Annotated in this window: 26 protein-coding genes and 1 tRNA gene; 22 read left to right on the top strand and 5 right to left on the bottom strand. The window is 62.5% G+C overall.

Features of this window, described 5'->3' with window-relative positions; all coding sequences use genetic code 11:
- Window positions 1-8: 8 nt before the first annotated feature.
- From VW41_02075 to VW41_02065, 3 genes are read right to left on the bottom strand one after another with little or no spacing between them, the layout of a single operon-like run.
- On the bottom strand, window positions 9-1349 hold the full coding sequence (locus VW41_02075; protein ID AJZ87920.1) for an N-acetylmuramoyl-l-alanine amidase II: 1341 nt from the start codon (window positions 1347-1349) through the stop codon (window positions 9-11).
- A gap of 13 nt (window positions 1350-1362) precedes the next feature.
- A complete protein-coding gene (locus VW41_02070; GenBank protein AJZ87919.1) occupies window positions 1363-1824 on the bottom strand; it encodes an ADP-binding protein in 462 nt (153 codons plus the stop codon).
- A gap of 4 nt (window positions 1825-1828) precedes the next feature.
- Window positions 1829-3340 carry a carbohydrate kinase gene (locus tag VW41_02065; GenBank protein ID AJZ87918.1) on the bottom strand — a complete coding sequence of 504 codons (1512 nt, stop codon included), beginning with the start codon at window positions 3338-3340 and terminating at the stop codon, window positions 1829-1831.
- Here VW41_02065 and VW41_02060 point away from each other — a divergent pair.
- A complete protein-coding gene (locus VW41_02060) occupies window positions 3339-4478 on the top strand; it encodes a [Fe-S]-binding protein (GenBank protein ID AJZ87917.1) in 1140 nt (379 codons plus the stop codon). The two genes, VW41_02065 and VW41_02060, sit on opposite strands and share 2 nt — an antisense overlap.
- Window positions 4479-4750: 272 nt before the next feature.
- Here the strand turns inward: VW41_02060 and VW41_02055 are convergent.
- Window positions 4751-4826 (bottom strand) — tRNA-Gly (locus VW41_02055).
- Between the two features lie 827 nt (window positions 4827-5653).
- Between VW41_02055 and VW41_02050 the strand changes: the two genes are divergently transcribed.
- From VW41_02050 to VW41_02000, 11 genes are all read left to right on the top strand, one after another.
- Window positions 5654-6406, top strand: coding sequence for a hypothetical protein (locus VW41_02050; GenBank protein ID AJZ87916.1), 753 nt, complete (start codon window positions 5654-5656; stop codon window positions 6404-6406).
- A 118-nt stretch (window positions 6407-6524) separates the two neighbouring features.
- The gene (locus VW41_02045; GenBank protein AJZ87915.1) at window positions 6525-6737 is read left to right on the top strand and encodes a transcriptional regulator; all 213 of its coding nucleotides are present in this window, start codon (window positions 6525-6527) and stop codon (window positions 6735-6737) included.
- A gap of 42 nt (window positions 6738-6779) precedes the next feature.
- Window positions 6780-7655 carry a cobyrinic acid a,c-diamide synthase gene (locus VW41_02040; GenBank protein AJZ87914.1) on the top strand — a complete coding sequence of 292 codons (876 nt, stop codon included), beginning with the start codon at window positions 6780-6782 and terminating at the stop codon, window positions 7653-7655.
- The gene (locus VW41_02035) at window positions 7639-7887 is read left to right on the top strand and encodes a cobyrinic acid a,c-diamide synthase (GenBank protein ID AJZ87913.1); all 249 of its coding nucleotides are present in this window, start codon (window positions 7639-7641) and stop codon (window positions 7885-7887) included. Before VW41_02040 ends, VW41_02035 begins: the two co-directional genes overlap by 17 nt.
- Window positions 7880-9538 (top strand): hypothetical protein, encoded by a 1659-nt coding sequence (locus tag VW41_02030; protein AJZ87912.1) that lies wholly within the window; start codon window positions 7880-7882, stop codon window positions 9536-9538. Before VW41_02035 ends, VW41_02030 begins: the two co-directional genes overlap by 8 nt.
- 15 nt (window positions 9539-9553) lie before the next feature.
- Window positions 9554-10114 carry a coproporphyrinogen III oxidase gene (locus VW41_02025; protein ID AJZ87911.1) on the top strand — a complete coding sequence of 187 codons (561 nt, stop codon included), beginning with the start codon at window positions 9554-9556 and terminating at the stop codon, window positions 10112-10114.
- Window positions 10115-10117: 3 nt separating this feature from the next.
- Entirely contained in the window at window positions 10118-11350 is a 1233-nt protein-coding gene (locus tag VW41_02020; GenBank protein ID AJZ87910.1) for a hypothetical protein, read from the top strand.
- A gap of 318 nt (window positions 11351-11668) precedes the next feature.
- Window positions 11669-12448, top strand: coding sequence for a conjugal transfer protein (locus VW41_02015; GenBank protein AJZ87909.1), 780 nt, complete (start codon window positions 11669-11671; stop codon window positions 12446-12448).
- Window positions 12445-12972: an integrase gene (locus tag VW41_02010; protein ID AJZ87908.1), complete on the top strand. Its 528-nt coding sequence runs from the start codon at window positions 12445-12447 to the stop codon at window positions 12970-12972. The genes VW41_02015 and VW41_02010 overlap by 4 nt, the downstream gene beginning before the upstream one ends.
- A gap of 71 nt (window positions 12973-13043) precedes the next feature.
- Entirely contained in the window at window positions 13044-13484 is a 441-nt protein-coding gene (locus tag VW41_02005) for a single-stranded DNA-binding protein (protein AJZ91820.1), read from the top strand.
- A 279-nt stretch (window positions 13485-13763) separates the two neighbouring features.
- Window positions 13764-15776, top strand: coding sequence for a DNA topoisomerase III (locus VW41_02000; GenBank protein AJZ87907.1), 2013 nt, complete (start codon window positions 13764-13766; stop codon window positions 15774-15776).
- A 255-nt stretch (window positions 15777-16031) separates the two neighbouring features.
- On the opposite strand, the gene VW41_01995 is transcribed toward VW41_02000, so the two are convergent.
- The gene (locus VW41_01995) at window positions 16032-16295 is read right to left on the bottom strand and encodes a hypothetical protein (GenBank protein AJZ87906.1); all 264 of its coding nucleotides are present in this window, start codon (window positions 16293-16295) and stop codon (window positions 16032-16034) included.
- Between VW41_01995 and VW41_01990 the strand changes: the two genes are divergently transcribed.
- From VW41_01990 to VW41_01945, 10 genes are all read left to right on the top strand, one after another.
- Window positions 16294-17901 (top strand): DNA methyltransferase, encoded by a 1608-nt coding sequence (locus tag VW41_01990; GenBank protein ID AJZ87905.1) that lies wholly within the window; start codon window positions 16294-16296, stop codon window positions 17899-17901. The genes VW41_01995 and VW41_01990 overlap by 2 nt on opposite strands.
- A 243-nt stretch (window positions 17902-18144) precedes the next feature.
- A complete protein-coding gene (locus VW41_01985) occupies window positions 18145-18702 on the top strand; it encodes a hypothetical protein (GenBank protein ID AJZ87904.1) in 558 nt (185 codons plus the stop codon).
- Window positions 18703-19031: 329 nt separating this feature from the next.
- Window positions 19032-19244 (top strand): hypothetical protein, encoded by a 213-nt coding sequence (locus tag VW41_01980; GenBank protein ID AJZ87903.1) that lies wholly within the window; start codon window positions 19032-19034, stop codon window positions 19242-19244.
- A 21-nt stretch (window positions 19245-19265) separates the two neighbouring features.
- Window positions 19266-19658, top strand: a complete 393-nt coding sequence (locus VW41_01975) for a hypothetical protein (GenBank protein AJZ87902.1) — start codon at window positions 19266-19268, stop codon at window positions 19656-19658.
- A gap of 174 nt (window positions 19659-19832) precedes the next feature.
- On the top strand, window positions 19833-20519 hold the full coding sequence (locus VW41_01970; GenBank protein ID AJZ87901.1) for a hypothetical protein: 687 nt from the start codon (window positions 19833-19835) through the stop codon (window positions 20517-20519).
- A gap of 80 nt (window positions 20520-20599) precedes the next feature.
- Window positions 20600-21337, top strand: a complete 738-nt coding sequence (locus VW41_01965) for an ABC transporter substrate-binding protein (GenBank protein AJZ87900.1) — start codon at window positions 20600-20602, stop codon at window positions 21335-21337.
- Between the two features lie 96 nt (window positions 21338-21433).
- Window positions 21434-21712 (top strand): uridylate kinase, encoded by a 279-nt coding sequence (locus tag VW41_01960; protein AJZ87899.1) that lies wholly within the window; start codon window positions 21434-21436, stop codon window positions 21710-21712.
- A gap of 283 nt (window positions 21713-21995) precedes the next feature.
- The gene (locus tag VW41_01955; GenBank protein AJZ87898.1) at window positions 21996-22808 is read left to right on the top strand and encodes a GTPase; all 813 of its coding nucleotides are present in this window, start codon (window positions 21996-21998) and stop codon (window positions 22806-22808) included.
- 123 nt (window positions 22809-22931) lie between these two features.
- Complete coding sequence (locus VW41_01950; protein ID AJZ87897.1) at window positions 22932-23285, top strand: hypothetical protein; 354 nt, start codon at window positions 22932-22934, stop codon at window positions 23283-23285.
- 366 nt (window positions 23286-23651) lie between these two features.
- The gene (locus tag VW41_01945) at window positions 23652-24569 is read left to right on the top strand and encodes a hypothetical protein (protein AJZ87896.1); all 918 of its coding nucleotides are present in this window, start codon (window positions 23652-23654) and stop codon (window positions 24567-24569) included.
- Window positions 24570-24601: the final 32 nt, after the last annotated feature.

Genomic DNA, 24601 nt, shown 5'->3' with positions numbered 1-24601 from the left:
TTGTCTCCTTAGTTGGTCACCGCGACCTGCTGCGGTGAACCCAGTTGGGCACGAGCCGTTTGCTCATTTGACGGAGCAGACTGCAGCGGGTGCTCGCGGAAATAGTTACGCAGCCCTTCATAAATGGCCTGCGCAATTTGCTGCTGGTAATTGTCACTGCCAAGCAAACGCTCTTCGGAGCTGTTGCTGATAAAGCCCGTTTCAACCAGCAATGAAGGAATATCCGGTGAGCGCAACACGCCCAGGCTCGCATGTTCCGGGCGGCGTTTATGCAAAGAGCCTACGCGCTGAAGCTGGGCCAGCACTTTGGTCGCCACATCATACCCGACACGCTGAGAATGACCGAACTGCAAATCCAGTACCGCCTGGCTTAGATAAGGATCGGCCTGGCTGTTTGCCAGCACATCCCCGGCCCCGCCCAGCAGCTCAGATTGCTTCTCATGCTGTTCCAGCCAGCCCGCCATTTCGCTGTTCGCTCGACGGTTAGACAGCACCCAGACGGACGCGCCGGTAGCATCACGGTTCGGCGCGGCATCCGCATGAATTGAAACCAGCAGGTTTGCATTCTGCTTGCGCGCCACGTCGGAACGCCCCATCACCGAGATAAAGTAATCCCCATCGCGGGTGAGTACTCCACGGAACATCGGGTCATCGTTCAACAGGGCTTTCAGCTTCCGCGCGATAGAAATAGTGACGTTCTTTTCCTGAGTACCACCGGGACCAATCGCCCCGGGATCCTGGCCGCCGTGACCGGCATCAATGGCGACCACAACGGTATCCGACGGGCCACTGTTTTTCGCACGAGCCGCCGGGCGAGTCACGGTATTCGATCCTATGACGCCGGTGACCTGCTGAGGCTTAAAGGGATTACGGGCCGGATCTGGAGCCTGGACCGGCGCAACAGGCTCAACGCGCTTAGCCACAACCGGAGGAGGAGGAGGCGGCGGCGGCGGCGGCGGCGCATCAGCGTTGATCGTAAAAATAACGGTATAGTTAGCACCGTTTTGCTGTTTCACTGCACGCGTTTTACCGGGCTGGGTTAAATCGACAACCAGGCGCAGGGATTGATCGTCTTTTGGCTGCCCGGAGCTGATGCTTTTCACCAGATTACTGCCGCTAAACTGCAGGGGTAGCCCGCGAATCACGCCAGTTTGTTTGATATCCAGCGCAACGCTTCGCTTGTTGTCCTGCGAAAACGTATATTCCGGGTCGCCCATAAAACTAAAAGTGATACGCGCCTGATTTTCACCGTTAGAAACCTGAATATCCGACAGCGCCGCCGCTCCCGCCTGTACACAGCACAGCAGCAGGAACCCGGCCATCAACCAACCTTTCACGCGATAGATCATCCCGTCATCCTTGCTATTTGGCTAACCGCGCCAGTAACGCTTCACCAGATGAGGAAACGGCGGCAATTCGCGCTTCGCGACCTTGCGCCTCGTAGCTCAGGTGAATTTCGACATCCGGGTCCGGGAGCACACCTGTCCCCTGCTGTGGCCACTCCACCAGGCAAATTGCATCGTTGGTGAAATAGTCACGGATCCCCATAAACTCCAGCTCTTCCGGGTCAGCCAGGCGATACAAGTCAAAGTGATAAACCATCAGGTTATCAAGCTGATACGGCTCAACCAGTGTATAGGTTGGGCTTTTAACGTTTCCCTTGTGCCCCAGCGCCTGTAAAAAGCCGCGGCTAAAGGTGGTTTTGCCCGCGCCGAGGTCGCCATAAAGGTAAATCACCGTCGCGCCTTCACAGGCCTGTGCCAGGCGTTCGCCCAGCGCTAACGTTGCCGCTTCTTCAGGTAATGCAATAACTCGATTCATCATGGCTTCAGGTATTCAAATCCGGGTTAACAAACAGGTAAAGCGTTGAAAGCAGGTCGCTCGCCAGCATACCGCGCGTGCCTCGCTGGCTAGCTAATACATCAGCCGCAGCGCCGTGGGCCACGCAGCCTGCACAGGCAGCATCATAAGGGTTAAGCTTCTGTGCCAGCAATGCGGCAATGATCCCCGACAGCACATCCCCCATTCCACCGCTTCCCATCCCGGCATTGCCAACGTCGATAATGCCCAGCCGATCGTGGCTGGCAACCAGCGTGCCGGCACCTTTTAAGACCACGGTTCCGCCATAACGTTTAACCAAACGTCTGACTGCAAGTAAGCGATCGCTCTCAATTTGTGACACAGCGCAATTTAGCAGCCTTGCCGCTTCGCCAGGATGGGGCGTAATCACGCGATTCTGACGTTTATCCGGGTTGATTGCCAGAAGGTTAAGCGCGTCCGCATCCCAAAGCATCGGTTTACGGCTGTTTTCGACTTTTTGCAGCGTTTTCCTGGCCCATGCCTGCTGCCCGAGCCCCGGGCCAATCGCCACGACATCCGCCCATTCCAGAGCCTCATCAAGCGATTGCGGCGTAAGCTCATGCACCATTAACTCGGGGCAAGCGGTAAGCAGTGGAGCAACATTCTCAGCACGAGTAAGTACCCGAACAAGGCCAGCGCCTGCACGAAGCGACGCTTCGCCGGCCATACGAATTGCACCGGCGGTGCCGCTGTCGCCACCAATCAGCACCAGCCGCCCGTTATCCCCTTTATGCGAGGTAGGCCGCCTCGGTTTAAGCCATCCGGCAAGCTGCTGAGTGTCAAAGCGCGAAATAGACGCCACCTGGCCCTTAAGCCAGGTTTCAAGCCCCAGGGTGGAACAGTGCAGTCTGCCCACAACATCTCGCGCCTTCCCCGTGAGCAGCCCAGGCTTGAGCGCGATAAACGTCACCGTATCCGCCGCCTGAACCACCGCCCCGGGCACGGCGCCCGTTTCTGCCAGCAGGCCAGAAGGAATGTCCAATGCGACAACCGGCGAAGGGTGATCGTTCATCTGCCCAATAAGCTCAGCGATGTCATCGCGCGGGGCGCTGCTTAAGCCGATCCCGAGCAGGGCATCAACAATCAAATCAACGCCCGCGGGCCAGGCTTTCCCGGGATCGTGCGGAACGCCGCCCGCATTAAGCCACGCTTCGCGGGCCTGACTCGCCTCTTCGGGTAAAGGCTTATCGCTTTCGACAGCCAGCAGCGTCACCTGAAGGCCAGCGGCCTGAGCCAGCCGGGCAACAACATAACCATCCCCACCGTTATTTCCATGCCCACAGGCGATTAGCCAGTGGCGAGCCTGCGGATAACGCATGCGGGCAATCTGAAATGCCGCCTCACCGGCACGCAGCATCAACTCATAAAGCGTGATGCCCAGGCTGTCGGCCGCTTCCCTTTCGGCTTTACGCAGCCAGTCCGCCGGCCAGACCGAATGTGGTATACTTTTGGCGTACTTTTTCAGGTTATGGTCCGTCATGTCACAGCCCCTCGATTACAATCAGTTAGCGCAAAACATTAAACAATGGGGCAAAGATCTTGGCTTCCAGCAGGTCGGCATTACCGATACCGATCTCACCGCCAGCGAGCCACAGCTGCAGGAATGGCTCGACAAGCAGTATCACGGTGAAATGGACTGGATGGCCCGGCACGGCATGATGCGCGCCCGCCCGCACGAACTGGTGCCCGGTACGCTCAGGGTCATTAGCGTTCGCATGAACTACCTTCCAACCAACGCCGCCTTCGCCTCAACGCTGAAAAACCCGCAGCTAGGCTACGTCAGCCGCTACGCGCTGGGCCGTGATTACCATAAAGTCTTGCGTAACCGCTTAAAAAAACTTGGGGAAATGATTCAGTCCCACTGCTCCACGCTGAATTTTAGACCTTTTGTCGACTCCGCGCCGCTTCTTGAGCGCCCGCTGGCCGAAAAAGCCGGGCTGGGCTGGACAGGTAAGCACTCACTTATCCTTAATCGCGAGGCAGGATCGTTCTTCTTTCTCGGCGAGCTGCTGGTCGATATTCCCCTGCCGACTGACTCCCCCGTCGAGGAGGGCTGCGGCCGCTGCGTAGCCTGCATGACAATTTGCCCGACAAACGCCATCGTCGAGCCCTACACGGTGGACGCCAGGCGGTGTATCTCCTACCTGACCATAGAACTCGAAGGCGCAATCCCGGAAGAATTCAGGCCGCTAATCGGTAACCGCATCTACGGCTGCGATGACTGCCAGCTTATCTGTCCGTGGAACCGCTACTCGCAGCTTAGCGAAGAAGATGACTTCAGCCCGCGGAAGGCGCTCCATTCTCCGCCGTTGACCGAGTTGTTTGCCTGGAGTGAGCAGTATTTCTTGCGCGTGACCGAAGGCTCAGCGATCCGCCGTATCGGCCACCTCCGCTGGCTGCGTAATATCGCCGTTGCCCTGGGCAATGCGCCCTGGGATGAGGCGAACCTGGCCGCGCTCGAACAAAGAAAAGGTGAGCACCCACTTCTGGACGAGCACATTGAATGGGCGATTGCGCAACAATTAACCAGACGAAACGAACAGGCCGTCGAAGTTCAGTTACCGAAGAAACAGCGTCTGGTGAGGGTGATCGAGAAAGGGCTTCCGCGGGACGCCTGATATGTCCACAGCGTGTGCATAACATTCAAAAACACGTTGTCATTCAAGTGTCAAAATTTCTGCAAGCATTACATTAATATTTTGACATTAAATTAATTTATTAATTATCAAATAATTAAAATATTGATGTAATAAACATTACATTTGTAGAAGGCGAGTGAACGGGCAGATAGCTGTGGATAAGTCTGTTTATAGTTGTATTGCAGGAAAGCAAAATACCACCAGCGACGCTTGCTGAGCGCTGTGGATAATTTGTACTTGAAAGGAAGATTTGGAGCGGGAAACGAGACTCGAACTCGCGACCCCGACCTTGGCAAGGTCGTGCTCTACCAACTGAGCTATTCCCGCTTGGGTGGTGCGTGGCTGTAAAAGCCAATCAAATTTTGGAGCGGGAAACGAGACGTGTACTAGGACAGTAAGTCGTTGTTTCCCAAACACTTTCTTCGTTGGGCTGGCCAGCGAAGACCTCAATTGTAGCCTTGTTTTTCGTCCTCGGCAACAAATTCGTCCAAAGAGTTCCACGGACGTCCATAGAGCTGCACTCAGCACACCACACCCACGATCGGTACATCGTCGTAGGCGACTGCCTCGAACTCATCACCCACGCCCGGTTGTCTGCCCGCATCCATCATCGCGAAGACAACCCAGGTAGATGGTTCTGGTGATGGCACAAGTCGGATGCCACCTGGAAGCGCCAGCACCACAACTCACAGGCGACCTTCTGTCCAAGCTCCTTTGGAAGAACGCTCACGCTGGCCACCGCGTTCCCACACACGATTCTTTATCGATATATCAGGATGACGGGGCAAGCATGACAGGTGCGGGTTTGCTGCGTCCGGCTGGACATTGGGCGACGATTGCGGCCCCCTCGCGCTTCCTAAGACCGCTGGCATATCAGGTCATACCTAGACGGTTTTGCAGAAACCGTAACTTCTCACGACCCTGATAGCGTGAGCGTCGCTGTCGAGCCTACGTCCCGATGCTCGACCTTCTAATCGATGATTTTTGCACATCGAACACACGACGACTACCAGTTGCGCGAACTGGTGAGAAGTATTCAAACCACATGACGAAGCGGCCTTCGGGACCCACTTCCTACACAAGCGACAGGCCGACCATGAGGTCGGCGACAAAGGAGTCGGTCATGTAGTTCTTCTCCTGGAAGGAGACGGAGCATGCACGAGAACAAGAATGATGCACCAACATCAAAGGTGTTCTATCGCCCGATCGAAGCGTCCATCCGCTGGGCCGGGCTGCTGCGATACGAGCAGGTGATCCTGGCTTCGATTTCGTCGCCAAGGCGCCTGCCGCAGTCGTTGGACTGTCCACGTTGTGACGAGCTGCGGCTTTGCACCGAACGCATCTTCGACGGCATCCTCAATGGAGAACTGCCCTTCGGACGGAACGGCATCACGACGCGCGATTCCGCGCTGATCGACTCCCCTGATCTGACGGTGCGCCACGTCGATCTGAAGAGCTGGATGCGCCAGCACTATCCCGAGCAACGACCGTGCTTCCTCTTCTCCCGGAGCGAGCGCATCGCCCATCCCTTCATCTCGGTGGAAACTGGGCAGGCGATGCTAGTCGAGCGCCTGGCCCTGAAGTCCACCTTGGACCAGTACAAACGCCAACTGCATGAGTTGCAGGAAAAGCACGGGGCGCTTCTCAAGCAGATGGCGCCCTCTACTGGCGCACAGTGCCTGATCAGTGATCGCGCCGAAGCCACCTACCTGAACATTATCGGCAGCATGCTGGACCTGATGCTCGGCCAGTCGCCTTCGGGCGTGCCGTACTCCAGCTTCAAGACGCAGGAGGCGGTGGTCAGTGCATTGGTCGCCCATCACAGCGGCGCAATGGGGATCGCGGAGCGGACGCTAAACGGCAAGTTCGCCACGGCCAGACGCCGGCTGCGTAGCGCAACAGTCTGAGGTTTTCCATCTTGTATGTGCAATCGCGGAGATTGCATTTGCAATGTCTTTTCCCATCCATGTCTATTGAATGGAGGTCACGCCAACAAACGCCACTGAGCGTTCAGGAGTGACCGCCATGTCGCAAACACCTGCACTGCCCGCAAGCGAGCGCCGCATCCTGCGGCTTGATGAAGTCGAAACCAAGTCGGGTTTCAAACGCGCCCACATCTACAACCTGATGCGCAAAGGCCTGTTCCCGAAGGCGCTGCGCCTGGGCGTGCGCGCGGTCGGTTGGGACTCCATCGAGATCGATCAGTGGATCGCCGAGCGCGTCAACAACCGGGCCTGACCCGTTCTCCAGCGGACTTCCCATCCTCACACGGAGAACGCCATGCAGGTCGTATCCATCATTTCAACCAAAGGTGGCGTCGGCAAGACCACCACGGCCGCGAACCTCGGCGGGCTTGCCGCGGACGCGGGGCTGCGTGTACTGCTGCTCGACCTCGACGTGCAGCCCACCTTGTCCTCGTACTACGAGCTAGGCCACCGCGCACCTGGTGGCATCTACGAGTTGCTGGCCTTCAACGAGCGCGACCTCGGGCTGCTTGTGTCCCGCACGATCATCGAGGGCCTGGACTTGGTGCTCTCCAACGACCACCGAGGCGAGCTGAACACTTTGCTGCTGCACGCGCCGGATGGGCGCCTACGGTTGCGCCATCTCTTGCCGGTCCTGGCGCCTCTCTATGACCTGGTGCTGATCGACACCCAAGGTGCGCGCTCGGTGCTGCTGGAGATGGCGGTGCTCGCCTCCAACCTCGCGCTGTCGCCCGTGACCCCGGAAATTCTCGCGGCGCGCGAGCTGCGGCGCGGCACCATGCAGTTGCTCGAAGACATTGCGCCCTACCGGCACCTGGGCATCGAGCCTCCACCTCTGCATCTGCTCATCAATCGTGTCCACCCTGTGTCAGCCAATGCACGGCTGATCCAGCAGGCCCTGCGCGATCTTTTCCAGGACCACGCCGGCATCCGCGTGCTGGCTACCGACGTGCCGGCCATCGAGGCGTATCCGCGTGCAGCTACGCGCGGATTGCCAGTGCATCGGGTCGAATACCGCCAGCCGCCGGGCAGAGTCGCCCCCGCCGCGCTCGACACCATGCGCGGCCTCGCAGACGAACTATTTCCGCAATGGCGGCACCGATTTGCCATGGTGTCCGGCCGTCCGCCACACCCTCTTGATGCCGGGAGGTCCCATGGCGAACGCACATGAGCTTGCCCGTGGCCACAAGCGGCTTCGCGCCCTGATCGAGTTCGCGGTTGGCGAAGGTTGGCACGTCAAACGCACGCCTGGCGGCCACCTCAAGTTCACCAAGCCTGGCTGCGCCGCGATCTACACCAGCTCGACGGCCAGCGACCACCGGGCGACCCTGAATGCCCGTGCGCAAATCCGCCGCGCCGAGCGCGAGGCCCGATACCAAGCGCAGGGAGGCGGCCATGGCTGAGATCACCTCCCAGCAGATGGCCGGCAAGCTGCTCGCGGCCGGGTTCGAGCGTAGCGGCCCGTCAGCCTCGACCTTGAGCGACCCGATCGCCGACACACCCATGGTCGTGACCCTAGATCAGTTGCGCCCCTACGACCACGATCCCAGGAAAAAACGCAACCCGGCCTACGAGGAAATCAAGGCGTCCATCCGCGAGCGCGGTCTGGACGCGGCGCCGGCCATCACTCGCCGACCAGGTGAGGACCACTACATCATTCGCAACGGCGGAAATACGCGGCTGGCGATCCTGCGCGAACTATGGTCAGAGACCAAGGACGAGCGGTTTTTCCGTGTATCGTGCCTGTTCCGGCCGTGGCCCAGCCGCGGCGAAGTCGTCATGCTGACCGGCCACCTGGCCGAGAACGAATTGCGCGGGGGCCTCACGTTCATCGAGCGCGCCCTCGGCGTCGAGAAGGCGCGCGAGTTCTACGAGCAAGAAAGCGGCACTGCCTTGAGCCAGTCCGAGCTGGCCCGCCGCCTCGCCGCCGATGGCTTCCCGGTACAACAGTCGCACATCAGCCGCATGAACGACGCGGTGCAGTATCTCCTGCCCGCGATCCCGACCGTGCTCTATGGCGGTCTCGGTCGCCATCAGGTCGAACGCCTGTCGGTCATGCGCAAAGCCTGCATGCTCGCGTGGGAGCGCTACGCCAAGGGCCACCCACTGGTTCAGGACTTCGACGAATTTTTCCAGGACGTGCTGTCGCAATTCGACGTCCAGGCCGACGAGTTCTCCGCGCAGCGTGTACAGGACGAGCTGATCGGCCAGATGGCCGAGATGCTTGGTGTCGATTACGACGTGCTCGCCCTGGACATGACCGAATCCGAGAGCCGGCAGCGCGCCTTGGTCAGCGACCCAACGCCGCCCTCGACGCCGCCTGCGTTGCCGGAGCCGGGAACCATCGCGCGCCCACCTGCCAACACTGCGCCACCCATCGCAGGGGCTGCATCCGCAGCGCCGCCTGCAGGCCGACCTGCGGCAACGCCCTCGACGCGCGAGAGCGACACGGATGCCAGTCAGGCAAGTCCGGCCAACCCTGCGGTGGGTGGCGATCTGCTTCGGGAGCACATCGTCTCGCCGGCACCGACGACCGAACGGCTCCAGTCCATTCAGCGTATGGTCGCCGACCAGTTGGGTGATGCGCTGCCGCCAGACTTCTCGGTGAGCGTCTTGCAGTCCATCCCTGTGCAGGCTGGCGGGCTCTATCCGATCTCCGATGTCTGGTACATCGATCCCGGCCTGGACACAGCCGAGCGCCTGCGCATCCACATCGCACAGTTCGCCCGCGAAATCGCGGGCGAGGCAGACCTGGACGAGTGCATTGATGACCGTGCAGAGGGTATCGGTTTCGTCTGCCGGGCCCGCACCCAAAGCTCGGCGCCGCTGGGCCGTGCCGTCCTCGCGCTGTTAGCGTGCCTGGCCGGTCAGCGGCCCGCCGACGTCGGCCTGCACGACGGGCAAATCGTCATCGAACTGCCGGCGCTGCTGCACGGCCAGGGTGATGCGGCCCAGCGATTGAGCGATACCTCGCTGGTCAAGCTGTTCCGGCTGCTGCGGTTGGCCCGGCACCTGCTCGACCTTGAAGCCGGCGCTGCAGGCGTTGGAATTTGAGCGAGGGAGGCCAGCATGTCCGCACCACACCCACTCAACCAGGCCGTCATCGCCCAGGCCCTCTATGACTTGCGTAATGGGCAACTGCGCCGGTGCAAACTGATGGGGTTTGGCGAGGAAGAACTGGACGCCCTCAAGCATCCCGCGCTGATCAGCGTGCTCGCCAACGCTAACGTCTCCTGGTGCTCGGTGACGGTCAACCGCGAAGTGCTCCGGCGACTGCTCAAGCAGGCGCAGGACGTGGAGAAGGAAATCGCCACGGTCGATCGCATGCTCAGGCTGGGCGCGAGCACCGAGATGGTCAGTCGGTTCTATGGCCTGACCCATCAGGAGGTGGCGCTTCGCCGCGAAATCCTCGGCCTGCCGAAGCGCAAGGGCCGCCACCCCGTGCTGGATGAGAAACAGGACACGGAGCTGTGGCGGCAATGGAAGGCCGTGACCGGCAGCAGAAATGTCGATCTCGAAGACGAAACCTCCATCCTCGACGCCACCATGGACTTGGCCGAAGGCATGTCGCTGCCTCTGTCGGTGGTCTGGGCCTCGATCAAGAGCTGGGTCGATCAGGGATTGGGTTGAGCCATGGCCGTGGACAACACCACACCACGCCGTGGCCCCGTCGCACTCGCGGACCTGTTCGACGCCGCCTTGAAAGACCTCGTGCCCAAGCCCAGCCCCAGTGCGCCAGCACCCATGCCTGCGCCGACGCCCGCCACGTCCGGCGATGCCTTCCTCTTCAGCGGCAACCGGCATGAGACCGTGCCGCGGCGGCTGTTCCTCGACCGTCGCCTGACGCCGCTGGAGCGCAACGCCTGGCAGGTGTTCCGGCTGATGCTCAACGACGATGGCGTGACCGCCTTCCCGACTTATGAGCAGCTTCGCCCCTGGCTGGCGTCGATGCCCTGCGCCGGGCAGGCCTCGCATGAAACCGTGGCCCGAGCGTTGACACTGTTGCGCCTCACCAGATGGTTGAGCCTGGTGCGGCGACGGCGTGACCCCAAGACCGGCCGCATCCTCGGCAACCTCTATGTTCTGCACGACGAACCACTGACGCCCTTCGAGGCCATGCAGCTCGACGCCGACTACCTGGCACTGGTCAGCCAGTCCCTTGGCCATTCGGCCAAGGCCGTCCAGATGGTCGGCCTGAACACCCTCAAGGAGATCGCGGAAGATCCGCTGCTCTCTGGGCGCACACTGCCGTCGCGGCTGCAAGTCCTGGCAGAACGCCTCGCCAGCCAAGGCATCACGGCCGCCGAGAGTTATCCACAGGAGGATGCCGCCCACGAATCCGAAGAAGGAGCATCGAGCCTTCTTCGGAATGCGGATGACCCATCTTCGGAATCCGAAGCAGGGGCGAAACCCGCGCCAGACGCCTCTCTTCGGAATCCGAAGCAGGCCCGTACAGTACGTAGTAGTCGTATTAATGAAGTACGTACTACCGCGCAGGCGCGCGCGCTGGGCGATTTGCAATGGCCCAAGCGCTTCACGGAACTGAAGGCAGAGCAGCAGACAGGTGCCAGGGTGGCATTGCAGCAGGTCGATGCCGCGCTGAGACAGGCCGTGCTGGACGAATGGGCCACACGATGCAGCAATCATGGCATCCGCAATCCTGCGGGGTATCTGTTCGGCATCATCCAGCGCGCCATCCATGGCGAGTTCAATGCCTGGGCCAAGAAAGACGCGCCATCGGCATCCGTCCCGCCAAACGAGCGGCCACCACCAGCACCGCCACCTCAGCCGCAGGGTAAGCCAGTGCCACCGGAAGTCGCCAAGCAGCACATCGAGCGGCTACGCAATCTGCTCGCCAGCAATTGAGTCGGCATGCAAGGTGGTGAAAGTAGATGTCCATGGCCGCCAGTAGAGCTATCCCCTGGGGATAGTTCCGCTGCTGGGCACAACACCAGGCTGTCGCAGGCCTGGGATCGACCCTCTGCCGCAGCATCGGTGTTGTCCCCCCTGATCCCGGCGTGCAGCGTTCGTTGGCGCTCCATGGAGCTATCCCCAGGGGATAGCTCATGCCGCATGCAACCGCCACGCCCTAAACCGGGGCCGGCCGGGATTCGGATTCTTGACTGACTGCCTTCCGCTTCCTGCCGAAGCTGGCCGCTCCTTTTCCAACAACGAGCGGACACCATGGCAACCAATGAACCTCTGCAACTGAATCTCGGCTCCCTGCGCAGTGCGATGTCGCTGACCCTGCACACCCACCACGCTTCCCGCATCTGGCACGGCCGCGCCGCCACCGAGGGGCGACCGGGCATCGTCGGCCTGAACGGCTACATCGCTCAGATGAACAAGATGCGGCGGGGCTCGGAGCAGGACGACCCGTACAGCGACTTCTGGATGCTGCGCATCGAGGAAAAGCTCGACCACACCAAGGCCACGCTGCAATCGCTGCGCGAGCAGGTGGACCAGGCGCTGGCGAGCGTGCCGCCAGCGCTTAGCCTGGGCGAAAACCTCAACGTGCAGCCGGTCAAGCTGCCGCTCTTCGTCAACGCGCAGCTCGGCTTTGCCGCGGTCTATCTTCTGGCCGACTACGACGACATCGCCCGCAAGCTGATCCTCGCCCATCACACCGCGCTCATTGACCGCAGCACCTTGGAACGCTGGCTCAACGAGGGCGCACATTCACTGCGCAGCCTGTTCTCGCTGGCCCAGCAGTACCGCTATTCGGGCTGCACACGCGATGATTTCGCGTCGAAGAATGCCGCAGCGCGGGCCGCGCTGGAGAAGTACGGCGAACTGCCGCAGGACGTGCTGGAAGGCACTCGCCGCTCGAAGTTTGCGCCGCCCATCGTGCGCCGTGGCCTGCAGCAGCGCAGCGACGGTCCTGCCGAAGCACCTCCGCCCGGAGATGAAGCCACCACCGCAGAGCCGCCCGAAACCGCAGCCGACGAGGACGAGCCGGCATGAGCGATCCGAACCAACCGACCCGCTACTTCCGAGGCCTGCAACAGGGTGCCTTCATGCGGCTGGAACACGCAGCCTCTCTAAAAGGCCTTTTAAAGCCTTTTAAGGGTAAAGGGGACTTCGAGGCCTGGGCCAGCCAGTGCTTCGCCATGCGCGACGAGTTGATTGCCCTGGCACAGCGACAGGTGCTGGAGCAGGCATGCGGGCACCCCTTCCACCTGCTGTCCATCGAACTGGCCCAACAGACCACCGGCGCAGGAACCGTCTTCTTGCGCTGGCGCAGGCACGACAGGTCGGCCATGGGCGTGGCGCTGTGGCGGGAGCTGATCGCCAGCACCAGCACGCCCGTCAACCTGCTGGCCGACCTGCACGCGATCGAGCTGCAGCGCATCACGTTGAACATGCAGATCAGCCTGCTGCACACCTTGGGCAGGCAGGCGCAGGAATGCGCCAGCAAGGCGGCCCAGGCGGACGACGCCTACCTGCGCCGACTCACGCCCATTCCCGCCGCAATGCGCGATCGATGATTGCGCCGGGCATCCAGCACGCTCCCGACGCCGACGAGGCACGGGTATTCAACCACCACGGAGATCACACCATGAGCACGCATTTTTCCGGCGAAGGCAACATCGGCTCGCCACCGGAGTACCGCGAATTCCCCAACGGCAACGACGAACCCAGCCGCCTGCTGCGCCTGAACGTCTATTTCGATAACCCCGTACCCAAGAAGGATGGCACCTTTGAGGATCGGGGCGGCTTCTGGGCGCCGGTGGAAATCTGGCACCGCGACGCCGAGCACTGGAAGGACCTGTACCAGAAAGGCATGCGCGTGCTGGTCGTCGGCCGCATGGAGCGCGAACCCTGGACGGACAACGAGGATCAGCCGCGCGAGACCTGGCAGATCAATGCGCGCAGCGTCGGCATCCTGCCGTTCCGCATCGAATCCGTGACCCTCAGCCCAAAGCTGCAGGAGGCAGAGCCCAAGCCCCAGGCCGCGCAGGAACCGGCTGCGCCGAAAGAATCCAAACGCAGGAAGTGAACCAGCTTGGAGGGCGGTGGCACGTCTTCGCCGCCCTCCATGCGCTGGTGGAGCTATCCCCAGGGGATAGCTCCACCAGCGTCCACTGAATTCCACGCGCTCCCGCAAATCGCGGCTCCCGATCCGCACACCTGCGGCCACGCGCGCCTCCCGTACAAGCGATTCCATCCCGTGAAAGCGGTCGCCGCCGCATGCGGCTTGTTTGCTGCTGCCCCAGGCGGCGCTCGGCATCCTCGATTCCAGCAACTCCATGAACAACGGGAATCGGGATGGACGGACATGCGGCTGTTCTTGTGCGAGAAGCCCTCCCAGGGCAAAGACATTGGCCGGATTCTCGGTGCCACGCAGCGCGGTGAAGGCTGCCTCAACGGTTCCGGCGTCACCGTCACCTGGTGCATCGGCCATCTCGTCGAAGCGGCAGCCCCCGAGGTCTATGACACGGCGCTCAAGCGCTGGTCGCTGGAGCAGTTGCCCATCATTCCTCAGCACTGGCGGGTCGAGGTCAAACCGAAAACCGCCACGCAGTTCAAGGTCGTCAAGGCGCTTCTGGCGAAGGCGACCCAGCTTGTCATCGCCACTGATGCCGACCGCGAAGGCGAGTTGATCGCCCGCGAGATCATCGATCTGTGCGGCTACCGCGGTCCCATCGAGCGGCTGTGGCTGTCGGCGCTCAACGATGCGTCCATCCGCGCCGCGCTCGGCAAGCTCCGGCCGTCGGCCGAGACCCTGCCGATGTACTACTCGGCACTGGCGCGCTCTCGGGCGGACTGGCTCGTCGGCATGAACCTCAGCCGCTTGTTCACGGTGCTGGGACGACAGGCCGGCTATGACGGCGTGCTGTCGGTCGGCCGCGTCCAGACCCCCACGCTCAAACTGGTCGTGGACCGCGACCGCGAGATCGCCGCCTTCGTGTCCGTGCCGTACTGGGCCATCGACGTGTCCCTGTCCGCTGGTGGCCAGACTTTCACCACGCAATGGGTTCCCCCGAAAGCATGCACCGACGACGCCGGCCGCTGCCTGCAGCAGCCCATCGCGCAGCACGCCGCGCAGCAGATCCGCGTCGCGGACAGCGCCCAGGTGGTGTCGGTCGAAACTGAGCGCGTGCGGGAAGGCCCGCCGCTGCCGTTCGACCTGGGGACCTTGCAGGAGGTGTGTTCCAAGCAGCTTGGGCTGGATGTGCAGGAGACCTTGGACATTGCTCAGGCCCTGTACGAGACGCACAAGGCCACGACGTACCCGCGCTCCGATTCGGGATACCTGCCCGAAAGCATGTTCGCCGAGGTGCCAACGGTTCTCGACAGCCTGGTCAAGACCGATCCGTCGCTGCGACCGATCATGGACCAGCTCGACCGCACTCAACGCTCACGCGCCTGGAACGACGCAAAGGTATCCGCGCACCACGGCATCATCCCGACGCTCGAACCGGCGAACCTCTCGACCATGAGTGAGAAGGAACTGGCAGTGTATCGGCTGATCCGGGCGCACTACCTGGCGCAATTCCTTCCTCACCACGAGTTCGACCGCACCGTGGCGAACCTCTCCTGCGGCCAGCAGACGCTGGCGGCCACCGGCAAGCAGGTCGTCGTCAAGGGTTGGCGCCTGGTGCTGGCCGAACCGCAAATTGAGGAGGATGGCGCCCCTGCGGCGCGCAGCCAGGTACTGCCCGCGCTGCGCGAGGGGCTGGCATGTCAGGTGGCCGACGTCGATCTGAAGGCGCTCAAGACGCTGCCCCCTCGGTCTTATACGCAAGGCGAGTTGGTCAAGTCCATGAAGGGCGTCGCCAAACTGGTCTCGGACCCGCGCCTGAAACAGAAGCTCAAGGATACGGTCGGCATCGGAACCGAAGCGACGCGGGCCAACATCATCAGTGGCCTGCTGACGCGGGGCTACCTCGTGAAGAAGGGCCGCGCCATCCGTGCCTCGGATGCGGCCTTCACCCTGATCGACGCGGTACCCACAGCGATTGCCGACCCAGGGACAACCGCCGTCTGGGAACAGGCGCTGGACATGATCGAAGCTGGGCAGCTCACGCTGGACGTATTCATCAGCAAGCAGGCTGCATGGATCTCACAGTTGATCGCGCAGTACGGCAACACGTCCCTGTCCATCAAGGTTCCCCAAGGGCCGGCTTGCCCGCAGTGCGGCGCGCCCACGCGCCAGCGCACCGGCAAGAGCGGCCCGTTCTGGTCGTGCAGCCGCTACCCCGACTGCAAAGGCACTCTGCCGGTCGAATCCGGCACGTCCAAGCGTAGTGCCTCGCGTCCGCGCAGTGGCGGCCGCAAAGGCTCCTGACCGACCCCGTTCCCCGTGAGCCGTGCCCGCCATCGGCGGCGCGGCCTGTGTCCCGCATGCCCTGCGGGACGCCCAGCGCGCAACGCCTTCTTGTCCGTGTGCGCGTCCCGCTTGGTCATCCCCGGCCGCGGGACCTGAAGGTAGCTTCTCCGCGAACCGCCTCCCGCGTTCTGCTGATCTGCATTTCTCCCGCCTCTGCGAAGGGTCCCCCGATGGCTTGCCAGGCTGCGCGAGCCACCCGGAGACCCTTCGTGGTCAGCGGTATTCGGTGCCGGTGCCCGCCGGCGCAAAAACGGGCTCCCTTTGTGCGCGGATGTGCGCCAGACGATGCCGGCGCGAACCACGACATGCGCCGGGTGTGATTGCTGATGAGCAGACGGTTCTAGCGACGACCGGGCCTGCACCAGCCCACGGGTGGTTCTTTCCTCCCGAGCCGAAGGCCGCAAGGCCTTCGGCGCCTTTCTCCTGCCTATCAACGTCCCGGCCCGCCCCGGGCCACACGAACAGGAGACCCGACATGAACCCGCAACCTTGCACCCTTCGCGGTGCGCCCCAGGCCGCGCCACTGCTGTATGGCAGCGTGTGCAGCGGCATCGAGGCCGCGAGCCTCGCCTGGCAACCCCTCGGCCTTGAAGCCGCGTGGTTCGCCGAGATCGACCCGTTCCCGAGCGCCGTGCTCGCTCACCGTTACCCCCACGTGCCCAACCTGGGCGACATGACCGCGATCGCCCGTCAGGTGCGCGCCGGCACCGTGCCGGCGCCCGACATCCTGGTCGGCGGCACGCCATGCCAGTCGTTCAGCGTTGCCGGCGCCCGCCAGGGACTGGATGACCCGCGCGGCGCCTTGACCCTTGCCTATGTGGAGCTTGCAAATGCCATCGACCAAACCCGCCACCAAGACCGCCGCCCGCCGGCAACGCTCGTCTGGGAAAACGTCCCCGGCGTCCTCAACGACCGCAGCAATGCCTTCGGACATTTCCTGGGCGCACTGGCCGGCGAAGGCCGTGCGCTCCAGCCGCCAGGGGAAAAATGGGCGCACGCTGGTTGTGTGTCTGGACCCCGCCGCCGCATCGCCTGGCGCGTGCTCGACGCTCAATATTTCGGTGTCGCCCAACGCCGCAAGCGCGTGTTTCTTGTGGCAAGTGGTGGAGATGGTCTCGATCCCACCGAAGTACTTTTTGAGCGCGCAGGCCTGCTCGGGGATTCTTCTGCGGGCCGCGCGCCGTGGCAAGAAGCTGCCCGCGCTACTGAACCGGGTGCTGCAGCAGCAGGCGGATACGCAGGATTCGCCGGGCTGACGCAGCCCTACGGCAAGGTCACCACGATGTTCGGATTCAGCGGCGGCACCGGCCCCGTCGATGTTGCGGCATGCCTGATGGCCGCGGGTCCCAAGCACGACATCCGCACCGAGACGTTCATGGTGCAGTCCGTCGCCGGCAGCATCGCCCATACCCTCGACACCGCCAACAACGGCAAGGGCAGCAGCGAGGACGGCACCGGCAAGGGCGTGCCGATCATCGCCTTCACCGCCCAGGGCAGCGGCGCGGATGCCACGATCGACCTGACGCCAACGCTGCGTGCCGGCGGGCATCGCAACAGTCATGCAAACGCCGGCGTCGTACCCGCCATCGCCTTCGCGCAGAACAACCGCGGCGAAGTGCGCTTCGAGTCAGGCCATGGACAGGTAGCTTGCACCGTCCTGTCCAACGGCAAGCCGGGCTACGGCGTGCCCATGGTGACCTGCGTTGCCCTCCGGGGACGGCCGCAGGGTCTTGCCGCCGAGCTGGGCGGCAGCGTAGCGGCCGCGCTGCGTACCAGCGGCGGCGGTGCTGACAAGCCCCATGTGCTGGCCCCCGACTTCGAGGCCCATTTCCGCTACGACTGGAACGACCCCGGCCCCGGCGACTGGTCGCAATGGCGGGTGCGGCGGCTGATGCCGATGGAGTGCGAGCGGCTGCAGGGCATGCCCGACGACTACACGCTGATCCCGTATCGCGGGAAGCCTGCCGCTGACGCTCCGCGCTACAAGGCGATCGGCAACTCCATGGCCGTCCCATGCATGGCTTGGCTGGGCAACCGGCTGGTGCAGTGCCTGCACAAGACGGGCTCGACCGCTTCGGATTGATCGACGACGCAGCCTGCGCGCCGCGCCATTCTCGTCCCTGCATTGCCGATGTATCGGCAGCAGCCCGCAGCCAGGGTGTCAAGGCTGCCGTGGGTTCCGCCCACGCCACCCGCCAGTTCGCTTCGGCATCTCACCGGCGAACGCTGCCCACCGGGGCATCGATGCCTCCTTTCTCTAACCCACGGGATGGTCGCCACGTCCCGTCAGGGGCATGTCGCCACCCGGTCGATTTCAGGACTTTCCATGGACACCATCACCAAGCAAGACCGCATCATGCTGAAGAACCTCAAGGTCGCCGACTTCGCCAGCGAGGAAACGCTGTGCTTCACCGCGACCGTCGTGTTCGACGGCACTCCCATCGCCGAGGCCCGCAACGACGGGCATGGCGGCTCGACATTCCTCCGCGCGCTCAATAACAAGACGACGCTGCTGGCTCAGGCCGAAGCCTTCGCCAAGGAACTGCCGCCTGCGCCGCTCGATCTCGGCCAGGAGGGTGAAGACCCCCATTACATCGACATGACGCTCGACTTCCTGGTCGATGAGCTGGCCGATGCCATGCACGCGGAACGCAAGGTGCGAGCCGCTTTCAACCGCGACATCGGCAACAAGGTGCTGTTCATCAAGGACGGCAAACTGCTGTTCATCAAGGGCATCAAGCTCAAGGCCATCGCCGACCGCAAGGCGTACTTCGCTTCGCTGCGCGCCCGGCAGGCCCAGCCCATCGTCATCCTCGCCGAGCTTCCGCCCGAGCAGGCATTCGACCTGTGGAAGCAGCATGTCCTGGGCGACAAGCCCGATTGACCCAGCGCCACCGCACCCTCCTGACAGCCCCGCACTCGATGCGGGGCTTTTCTTTTCTGCGCCCATCAATCGGGGCTGGGTCGGATGCCGTTTTCCCACTGACGCCGAGCGGCCCTCGCACGAAGCTGCCCGCATGTTCGCTGATTCGTCAGCACATGCCAGCAGCCAGGGTTCCAGGCTGCCGCGGGTCCCTCCCGCGTTGCCCACCAGTCCGCATCGCATCAAGTCTGCGGACGCGCGTCCTCGTGACGTCGATGCCTTTTATCAACCGCGTGCGGGAGCTGCCATCCCGTGAGGGACAAGGCCCCGCTTTTCAAAGGAGTCCGTCCATGTCCCAGCAAGCCTCTTTCGGCCAACTGGCCTCGACCTACTGCGGCAAGTTCCTGCCGCTCGAAGTCCTGCAAAGCGCCGCCGGTCACTACATCGGCACGCGCGATACCGAAGGTCCCGTTTCGCGGGAATCCCGCGAGTACTTCCGCAGCTACGCCGCGGCTCAACGTGCGCTCGAAAGAGGCGGCTGGACCCAGCTCGCCACGCCCTGATCCAACTGGAGGAATCACGTCATGAACCAGCTTCTGCCACAGGAAGTCGTCGATCAGATCATGCGGGAAGAGCAGCATTTCGCTGCCGCGCCCCAAGCCTTCTTCGAGGCCTGGAAGCGTGGTGTCGAGATCGCCGGCCCGCAATGGTTCGGCGACGGCACCCGCGAAGGCCTGAACCAGGCCAACACCAAGTGGGATTTGCGTCCCGACATGCTGCGGCTCAACGATGCCCTCGGCGTCCTGAGCAGCGGCGAACGCATGTTCCTGTCCGCCATGGTCAGCTTCTACAACGCGCGCGAGGGCGGTGCCATGCTCAAGCGCTGCCACTTCGACGGGCTGTCGGACTTCGACGGTCTCGACCTGGAACGCCGCAAGGTCATCGCCGACCTGCTGGTGAACTACAGCGGCTGGTGAGCCGGTCTCCGGCACGCCACTGTCCTCTCGATCCCACGTGAGGGACATGCGCCCATGAGGCCATGTCCCTCAATTTTTCTTACCCATCGCCCGGCGCCAACGGCCTTGGGCTATTCCCGCGGATGCCATCGTCCGCATGGGCTGGCTCCGCTCACTTCCCCGAAAGGAGCCACCATGGCAAACAACTACTACGAAGGCACGGGCGTTCTCGTGCTCGACCGCGTTACTCCCGTCATCAAGGCGCTGTTCGGCGCCTTTGCGCTGGATGAAAACCATCCCGGCAATGGGCAGGCTTACATCGCCCAGATCGCCGAGACCAATGACCCGCGCTGGACGGATGTGCTGGATGGCCTGGAAGACCTGGCCACACAACTCGGCATCCCCATGCCCGACGACGAAGAACTGTCGATTCCACCTCTGCTTGAACGGCTGGCCGCGCACTTCGGTGCTGACCAGGACTGGGAGCTGGAGAACCTCATCGAGCACCACCAGTTCGAGGACAGCGCCGACCTGGAAGCCTTGTTTCTGATCGCCTCCTGCCTCGATGACGGTCATCACCTGACCGCCATCCAGTTCGAGGGTTGCTGGCATTGCAGCAAACCGAGGCTGTTCGAGTTCGGCGGCAACGGCTGCTACCTGAGCCGCGAGGCCCAGGTCTTCAGAACGTCCTCGCAGGCACTCCAACTCGGCGACCAACTGCGCAAGACCATCGTGGCCACCGACATCGAAGAGGCCTCGGCGTTGATCGCGCTGGAGGCCGCCAACCTGCTTGCCGGCATCACCGACGAGCATTTCCGCCTGAATGTGCGCCATCGCATCGCCGAACGGCTGGCCCAGACGCCAACGATCAGCGCCGACTGACGCATTTTCCACTTTCAACCCACCGGGTCCAATTCCCGGTGGCGGGGATTGGCTCCATTATTCAAATCTGGAGAGTTGCCATGTCCCTGAAACCCAATCCATTTCTCCGCGGCTACTGGAATCTGAAAATCGTCCGCACGCTGTGCATCAGCTACGAGGACGGAAGCCCGCATGTTTGGCGAATCGTCCACGCGAGCCAAAAGCACTTTTCCGACGAGGAACTGATTTCATCCTCGTGCATCATCACCAGCGATTTCGCCGTGGTCAAAAATGGTCCCCAACCCGTGAATGCCGAGGTACTGGCCGAATGCGATGCCGGAGAAGGTGTCAGCGGTGAAGGCGTAATCGGCGCCGTGGTCTATGCCATCCATGGCGACGACTTCGACGGCCGCCCCATCCACGTCGGCGATACCTATTCGGCTGAAGCGGCACGGGAAGTCGTGCAGCGCCTGAGTTTCGAGACCGGCTACTACAGCCGGTGCTGGGAAATCAGCAGTGCACACATAAGCGAGGAAACCGGCCAATACCTCGCCAACCTGGCAGACCTCGCCACGCCGGAGGCATTCCTGTTCATCGCGTTCCGGGTTCCTTACAGCCCGGCGATCGGCATCAAGCTGATCTCCACCCCCTGGACGGACAAGAACCTGGAGCGCGTCGAGGGGATCAGTGCGGAGCAGCTTCGCCAGGAGCACCGAAGCAAGGGCATGCCGGATGACCTGGCGAACGTCATTGAACTGGCCGGCCAGGCCGATGTGCGCATCCTGATTCTCGACGCCGACGCACCCGTGCTGTTGGGCCTGCCGTTGGCCGAGTCCTAGCAGCCACGCGACACAACATCCTTCCTCTTTGTTCTCCCCATACCAGCCCGTCTCCCTCCCGGAGCCGGGCTGGTTCATTTTCATAGGAGCAACCTCATGTTCCCCAACCTCATCCCTAGCACGTCCGACTTCGAGTACCAGCTCGGTTCCTGCGTCAATGCCATGGGCCAGGACGACGCCATCGGCCAGATCCTGGTATTCGAGCGCATGAGCGGCACGCTGCACATGCGCCATGTCGCCAGCGTCGAACTGGTGGACACCGACATTGACGACTACGAAATGGTCGTCTTCGACGGTGGCAACACCAGCGGCGATACATGGAAACATGTCTTCTTCCCACGTCAGCGAGAACACTACTTCGTGTACGAAGCCTGACCCAACCAAGCCCCTTTCGAGGGGCTTTTTCTTGTCCGAAGCGCTGGAAAGCGGGTGCGACGCTGTGCGATTTCTTGCGGGCAGGCCGCCCATTTCAGAGCCATCCTTGCTCCATGTTCGTCGGCGTTGCCGACACATGCCCTGGCAGCCGAGGCCTTCAAGGCTGCAAGTGCGGGACACCGTGCTGGTCGATTCTTCCTACGGACGTACCGCGTCCATCCACCCACAAGGGACCTCTCCCTTGTGGGCGGGGAATCCCTTGTTCTTTCTCAAGGAGATTCCCATGGATCGCTCTCTCATCAAGACCCTGATGCCTTCGCTTGTCGCAGGCCATGTGCCCCGCAACGTGCGGTCGTTCAAGTACCGCGTGTTCGATGATCAGCCGCAATCCTCGACGCTGGGCTTCGCCATCGATCCCCAACCCTTCGACGGCAAGGTGGTCGCGGCGAATGACGATGCCATCGTCGTCAAGCTCAAGCCCAGCGAGTTCGCGGTGCTCGACCCCAACCTGGTGACCACCGTCCCGAGCGAGGGCGCCAAGGTTCATGTCCAACCCTACGCCCGGCGACGTTTCGACGGCCTGCGCGCGGACACCCCGGAAGTCGTTACCGAGAAGACTTCGGATGGCACGCCTTACACCATCACGAGGCATATCCTCGGCAAAGCGCCCGCCAAGCTGCCCATTCCCGAGCCGCAGTGCATGGAACTGGGCCAACTCATCGAGCAGTTGGAGGAGATGCCCGCGCCCGACGGGTTCCGGTGCATCACCCACATGCTGGTCGATGCAGGTGCCCGCGACTTCGTCTGGGTCGATCCCAAGCCCTCCAAGATCATCGAGACCCCGCCGGCGATCAGCTTCACGGTTTCAACCACCAAGTTCGAGGGTCAGGTGACGATCCTCTACGACCGTGGCGGCGACACCTACGTGGTGGAGCTGCATCGCGACGGTGAATTGATCGATCGGCACGACGAGGTGTATTTCGACATGCTCGGTGACGTGCTGGAGCGGCTCATCGACGACGGGCGCTGGCGCCTGATCGACGTCAGCGTGATCGACGCCAAAGCTCCTCGGCGACGTCAGGCGGTTCCAGCCTGACATGCCAGACAGGAAGCCCAGCGGCACGACTGACCAGTCCATAGCCTACCGGCGACTGCCCCACAAGCCTTCCATCCGTTTGGGTGGAGGGCTTTTTCTTAATCCATACAGGAGATTTCAACCATGTCACTGCGATTCAGAGGCTCCGACCTGCGCCCCGTGCTTGCCGAGGCCATCGCCAACCAATGCCGCGTCGCCCTGGCCAAGGACCAGGGCGTGTACTTCCTCGCCGAGCGCGGAGAGCGCCGCCCCGATGGCCGCGTGAAGCTGCTGGCCTATGCCGTCGGCTGCAACCCGGATATCGACCCGTTCGATGACTGGTGGGAACTGGCACGCGCCGAACTTGGAGGCGACGACTTCGGCGAGTTCTTCGACCCGAAAGACAGCGTTTTCACTCGCATTCTGCAAAGCTCAGATGATCTGGAGCTGTCCGCCACCGCTACGCATCTGTCACTGGCGGCGGTGGAATCGGCGTAGTCAAAAATGTCCGCATACCCTTTGAAGCCCCCATTTTGGGGGCTTCTTTTTGGGCGGAACTGGGCAGCCTGGAAAAAATGGGAAGCGCCCGGATGCCGATTGATTGCTGTCGCACGCGCGAGGCCCGGCGATGCTGCCCCCATGCCTGCTGACGTCGTCAGCGACATGCCAGGCAACCATCGGTCTTCGAGGTTGCGGCGCAGTTTCGACTGCGTGACCGAGCCAGCTCGCACCGCATCCATTCGCGAGCGGCCACCAGTCTCTGGTGGCGGATGCTTTCGCCTTATCAACCCACCGCGGGGTTACGCACCTCTCCCCGCATGCGTGGGCTGGTGTGTCTCCGCTTCATCCCTATGGAGATTCACCATGAACACCACTTCAAACGAGAAATCGTATTTCGACCTCCACACTTCGGGCATCGGCTACATCCAGCGTGTCCGTGAAGTGCCCGTCAGGGGCGGCCGCCGAGCGCAGCCTTTCCTGGCATGCACCATCGCCGCGCTGGTCGGCCCTGCCAGGGACCCCAGCTACCGCTACTTCGACGTCAAAGTCTCGGGTGCCGAGGCCAAGAAGCTCGTCCAGCGCTACATCGGCGTTGACGATCCCAAGCAGCGCCCACTGGTGCGCTTCCGTACTGGCGATCTGCGCGCCGATCCCTTCATCCGCGACAAGGGTGAACGCAAGGGCGAAGTAGGCGGGTCTCTCAAGGCCCGGCTGCTCAAGACCGAACTGATTGACCGGGCCGAACTGGCCTCGATCAAGCAGCACGAGCTGATCACCCGCGGCATCGGCTACCTCAGCCGCCCGAAGGACGTCACTCCCAAAGACGGTGATCCCTTCCTGTCGTGCTGCATCGCAGCGCTGACCGGCCCTGTCGATGAACCGGAGTATCGGTATTTCGACACGATCGTCGCCACCCCTGAAGCCGAGCACCTGGTTCGCCGGTGCGTGCAGGCCATCGAAGCGGATCGCAAAGTGCTGGTCGCCTTCCGTCTGAACGACATGAAGATCGATCCGTACATCCGCACCAAGGGCGAGCACGCCGGGGAACCGGCCGCGAGTCTGGAATCGACGCTGGTCCACATCGGTCTGATCAAGATCGATGGCACCCAGGTCTATCCCACGAGCCAGGCGCAAGCCGAGGCACCGCAGGCCCAGGACGCATCCGCGCCCGAAGCCGAGGACGCTGCCGACACCGCTGCCGAGCAGCCTGCCGAGTCCGCCGAGCGCGAGCCCGCAGGTGAAGTCGAGGAGCAGGAGCCGGCATTGGCTGCTTCGTTCTGATCCGGCATGGCCCCTCACGGGGCCTTGCCTTT

This window comes from Klebsiella michiganensis (assembly GCA_000963575.1).
GTDB classification, from domain to species: domain Bacteria; phylum Pseudomonadota; class Gammaproteobacteria; order Enterobacterales; family Enterobacteriaceae; genus Cedecea; species Cedecea michiganensis_A.
This window is presented reverse-complemented; position numbering and strand designations above follow the sequence as displayed.

Coding starts and splice junctions, on each gene's coding strand:
- VW41_01955 (AJZ87898.1), top strand. CDS start 21,996: ATGGATCGCTCTCTCATCAAGACCCTGATGCCTTCGCTTGTCGCAGGC.
- VW41_02040 (AJZ87914.1), top strand. CDS start 6,780: ATGCAGGTCGTATCCATCATTTCAACCAAAGGTGGCGTCGGCAAGACC.
- VW41_02005 (AJZ91820.1), top strand. CDS start 13,044: ATGAGCACGCATTTTTCCGGCGAAGGCAACATCGGCTCGCCACCGGAG.
- VW41_02075 (AJZ87920.1), bottom strand. CDS start 1,349: ATGATCTATCGCGTGAAAGGTTGGTTGATGGCCGGGTTCCTGCTGCTG.
- VW41_01995 (AJZ87906.1), bottom strand. CDS start 16,295: ATGTCGGGTCTCCTGTTCGTGTGGCCCGGGGCGGGCCGGGACGTTGAT.
- VW41_01980 (AJZ87903.1), top strand. CDS start 19,032: ATGTCCCAGCAAGCCTCTTTCGGCCAACTGGCCTCGACCTACTGCGGC.
- VW41_01970 (AJZ87901.1), top strand. CDS start 19,833: ATGGCAAACAACTACTACGAAGGCACGGGCGTTCTCGTGCTCGACCGC.
- VW41_01950 (AJZ87897.1), top strand. CDS start 22,932: ATGTCACTGCGATTCAGAGGCTCCGACCTGCGCCCCGTGCTTGCCGAG.
- VW41_02060 (AJZ87917.1), top strand. CDS start 3,339: ATGTCACAGCCCCTCGATTACAATCAGTTAGCGCAAAACATTAAACAA.
- VW41_02045 (AJZ87915.1), top strand. CDS start 6,525: ATGTCGCAAACACCTGCACTGCCCGCAAGCGAGCGCCGCATCCTGCGG.
- VW41_02030 (AJZ87912.1), top strand. CDS start 7,880: ATGGCTGAGATCACCTCCCAGCAGATGGCCGGCAAGCTGCTCGCGGCC.
- VW41_01960 (AJZ87899.1), top strand. CDS start 21,434: ATGTTCCCCAACCTCATCCCTAGCACGTCCGACTTCGAGTACCAGCTC.
- VW41_02025 (AJZ87911.1), top strand. CDS start 9,554: ATGTCCGCACCACACCCACTCAACCAGGCCGTCATCGCCCAGGCCCTC.
- VW41_02065 (AJZ87918.1), bottom strand. CDS start 3,340: ATGACGGACCATAACCTGAAAAAGTACGCCAAAAGTATACCACATTCG.
- VW41_01990 (AJZ87905.1), top strand. CDS start 16,294: ATGAACCCGCAACCTTGCACCCTTCGCGGTGCGCCCCAGGCCGCGCCA.
- VW41_01945 (AJZ87896.1), top strand. CDS start 23,652: ATGAACACCACTTCAAACGAGAAATCGTATTTCGACCTCCACACTTCG.
- VW41_02070 (AJZ87919.1), bottom strand. CDS start 1,824: ATGATGAATCGAGTTATTGCATTACCTGAAGAAGCGGCAACGTTAGCG.
- VW41_02015 (AJZ87909.1), top strand. CDS start 11,669: ATGGCAACCAATGAACCTCTGCAACTGAATCTCGGCTCCCTGCGCAGT.
- VW41_02050 (AJZ87916.1), top strand. CDS start 5,654: ATGCACGAGAACAAGAATGATGCACCAACATCAAAGGTGTTCTATCGC.
- VW41_01965 (AJZ87900.1), top strand. CDS start 20,600: ATGTCCCTGAAACCCAATCCATTTCTCCGCGGCTACTGGAATCTGAAA.
- VW41_01975 (AJZ87902.1), top strand. CDS start 19,266: ATGAACCAGCTTCTGCCACAGGAAGTCGTCGATCAGATCATGCGGGAA.
- VW41_02035 (AJZ87913.1), top strand. CDS start 7,639: ATGGCGAACGCACATGAGCTTGCCCGTGGCCACAAGCGGCTTCGCGCC.
- VW41_02000 (AJZ87907.1), top strand. CDS start 13,764: ATGCGGCTGTTCTTGTGCGAGAAGCCCTCCCAGGGCAAAGACATTGGC.
- VW41_02020 (AJZ87910.1), top strand. CDS start 10,118: ATGGCCGTGGACAACACCACACCACGCCGTGGCCCCGTCGCACTCGCG.
- VW41_02010 (AJZ87908.1), top strand. CDS start 12,445: ATGAGCGATCCGAACCAACCGACCCGCTACTTCCGAGGCCTGCAACAG.
- VW41_01985 (AJZ87904.1), top strand. CDS start 18,145: ATGGACACCATCACCAAGCAAGACCGCATCATGCTGAAGAACCTCAAG.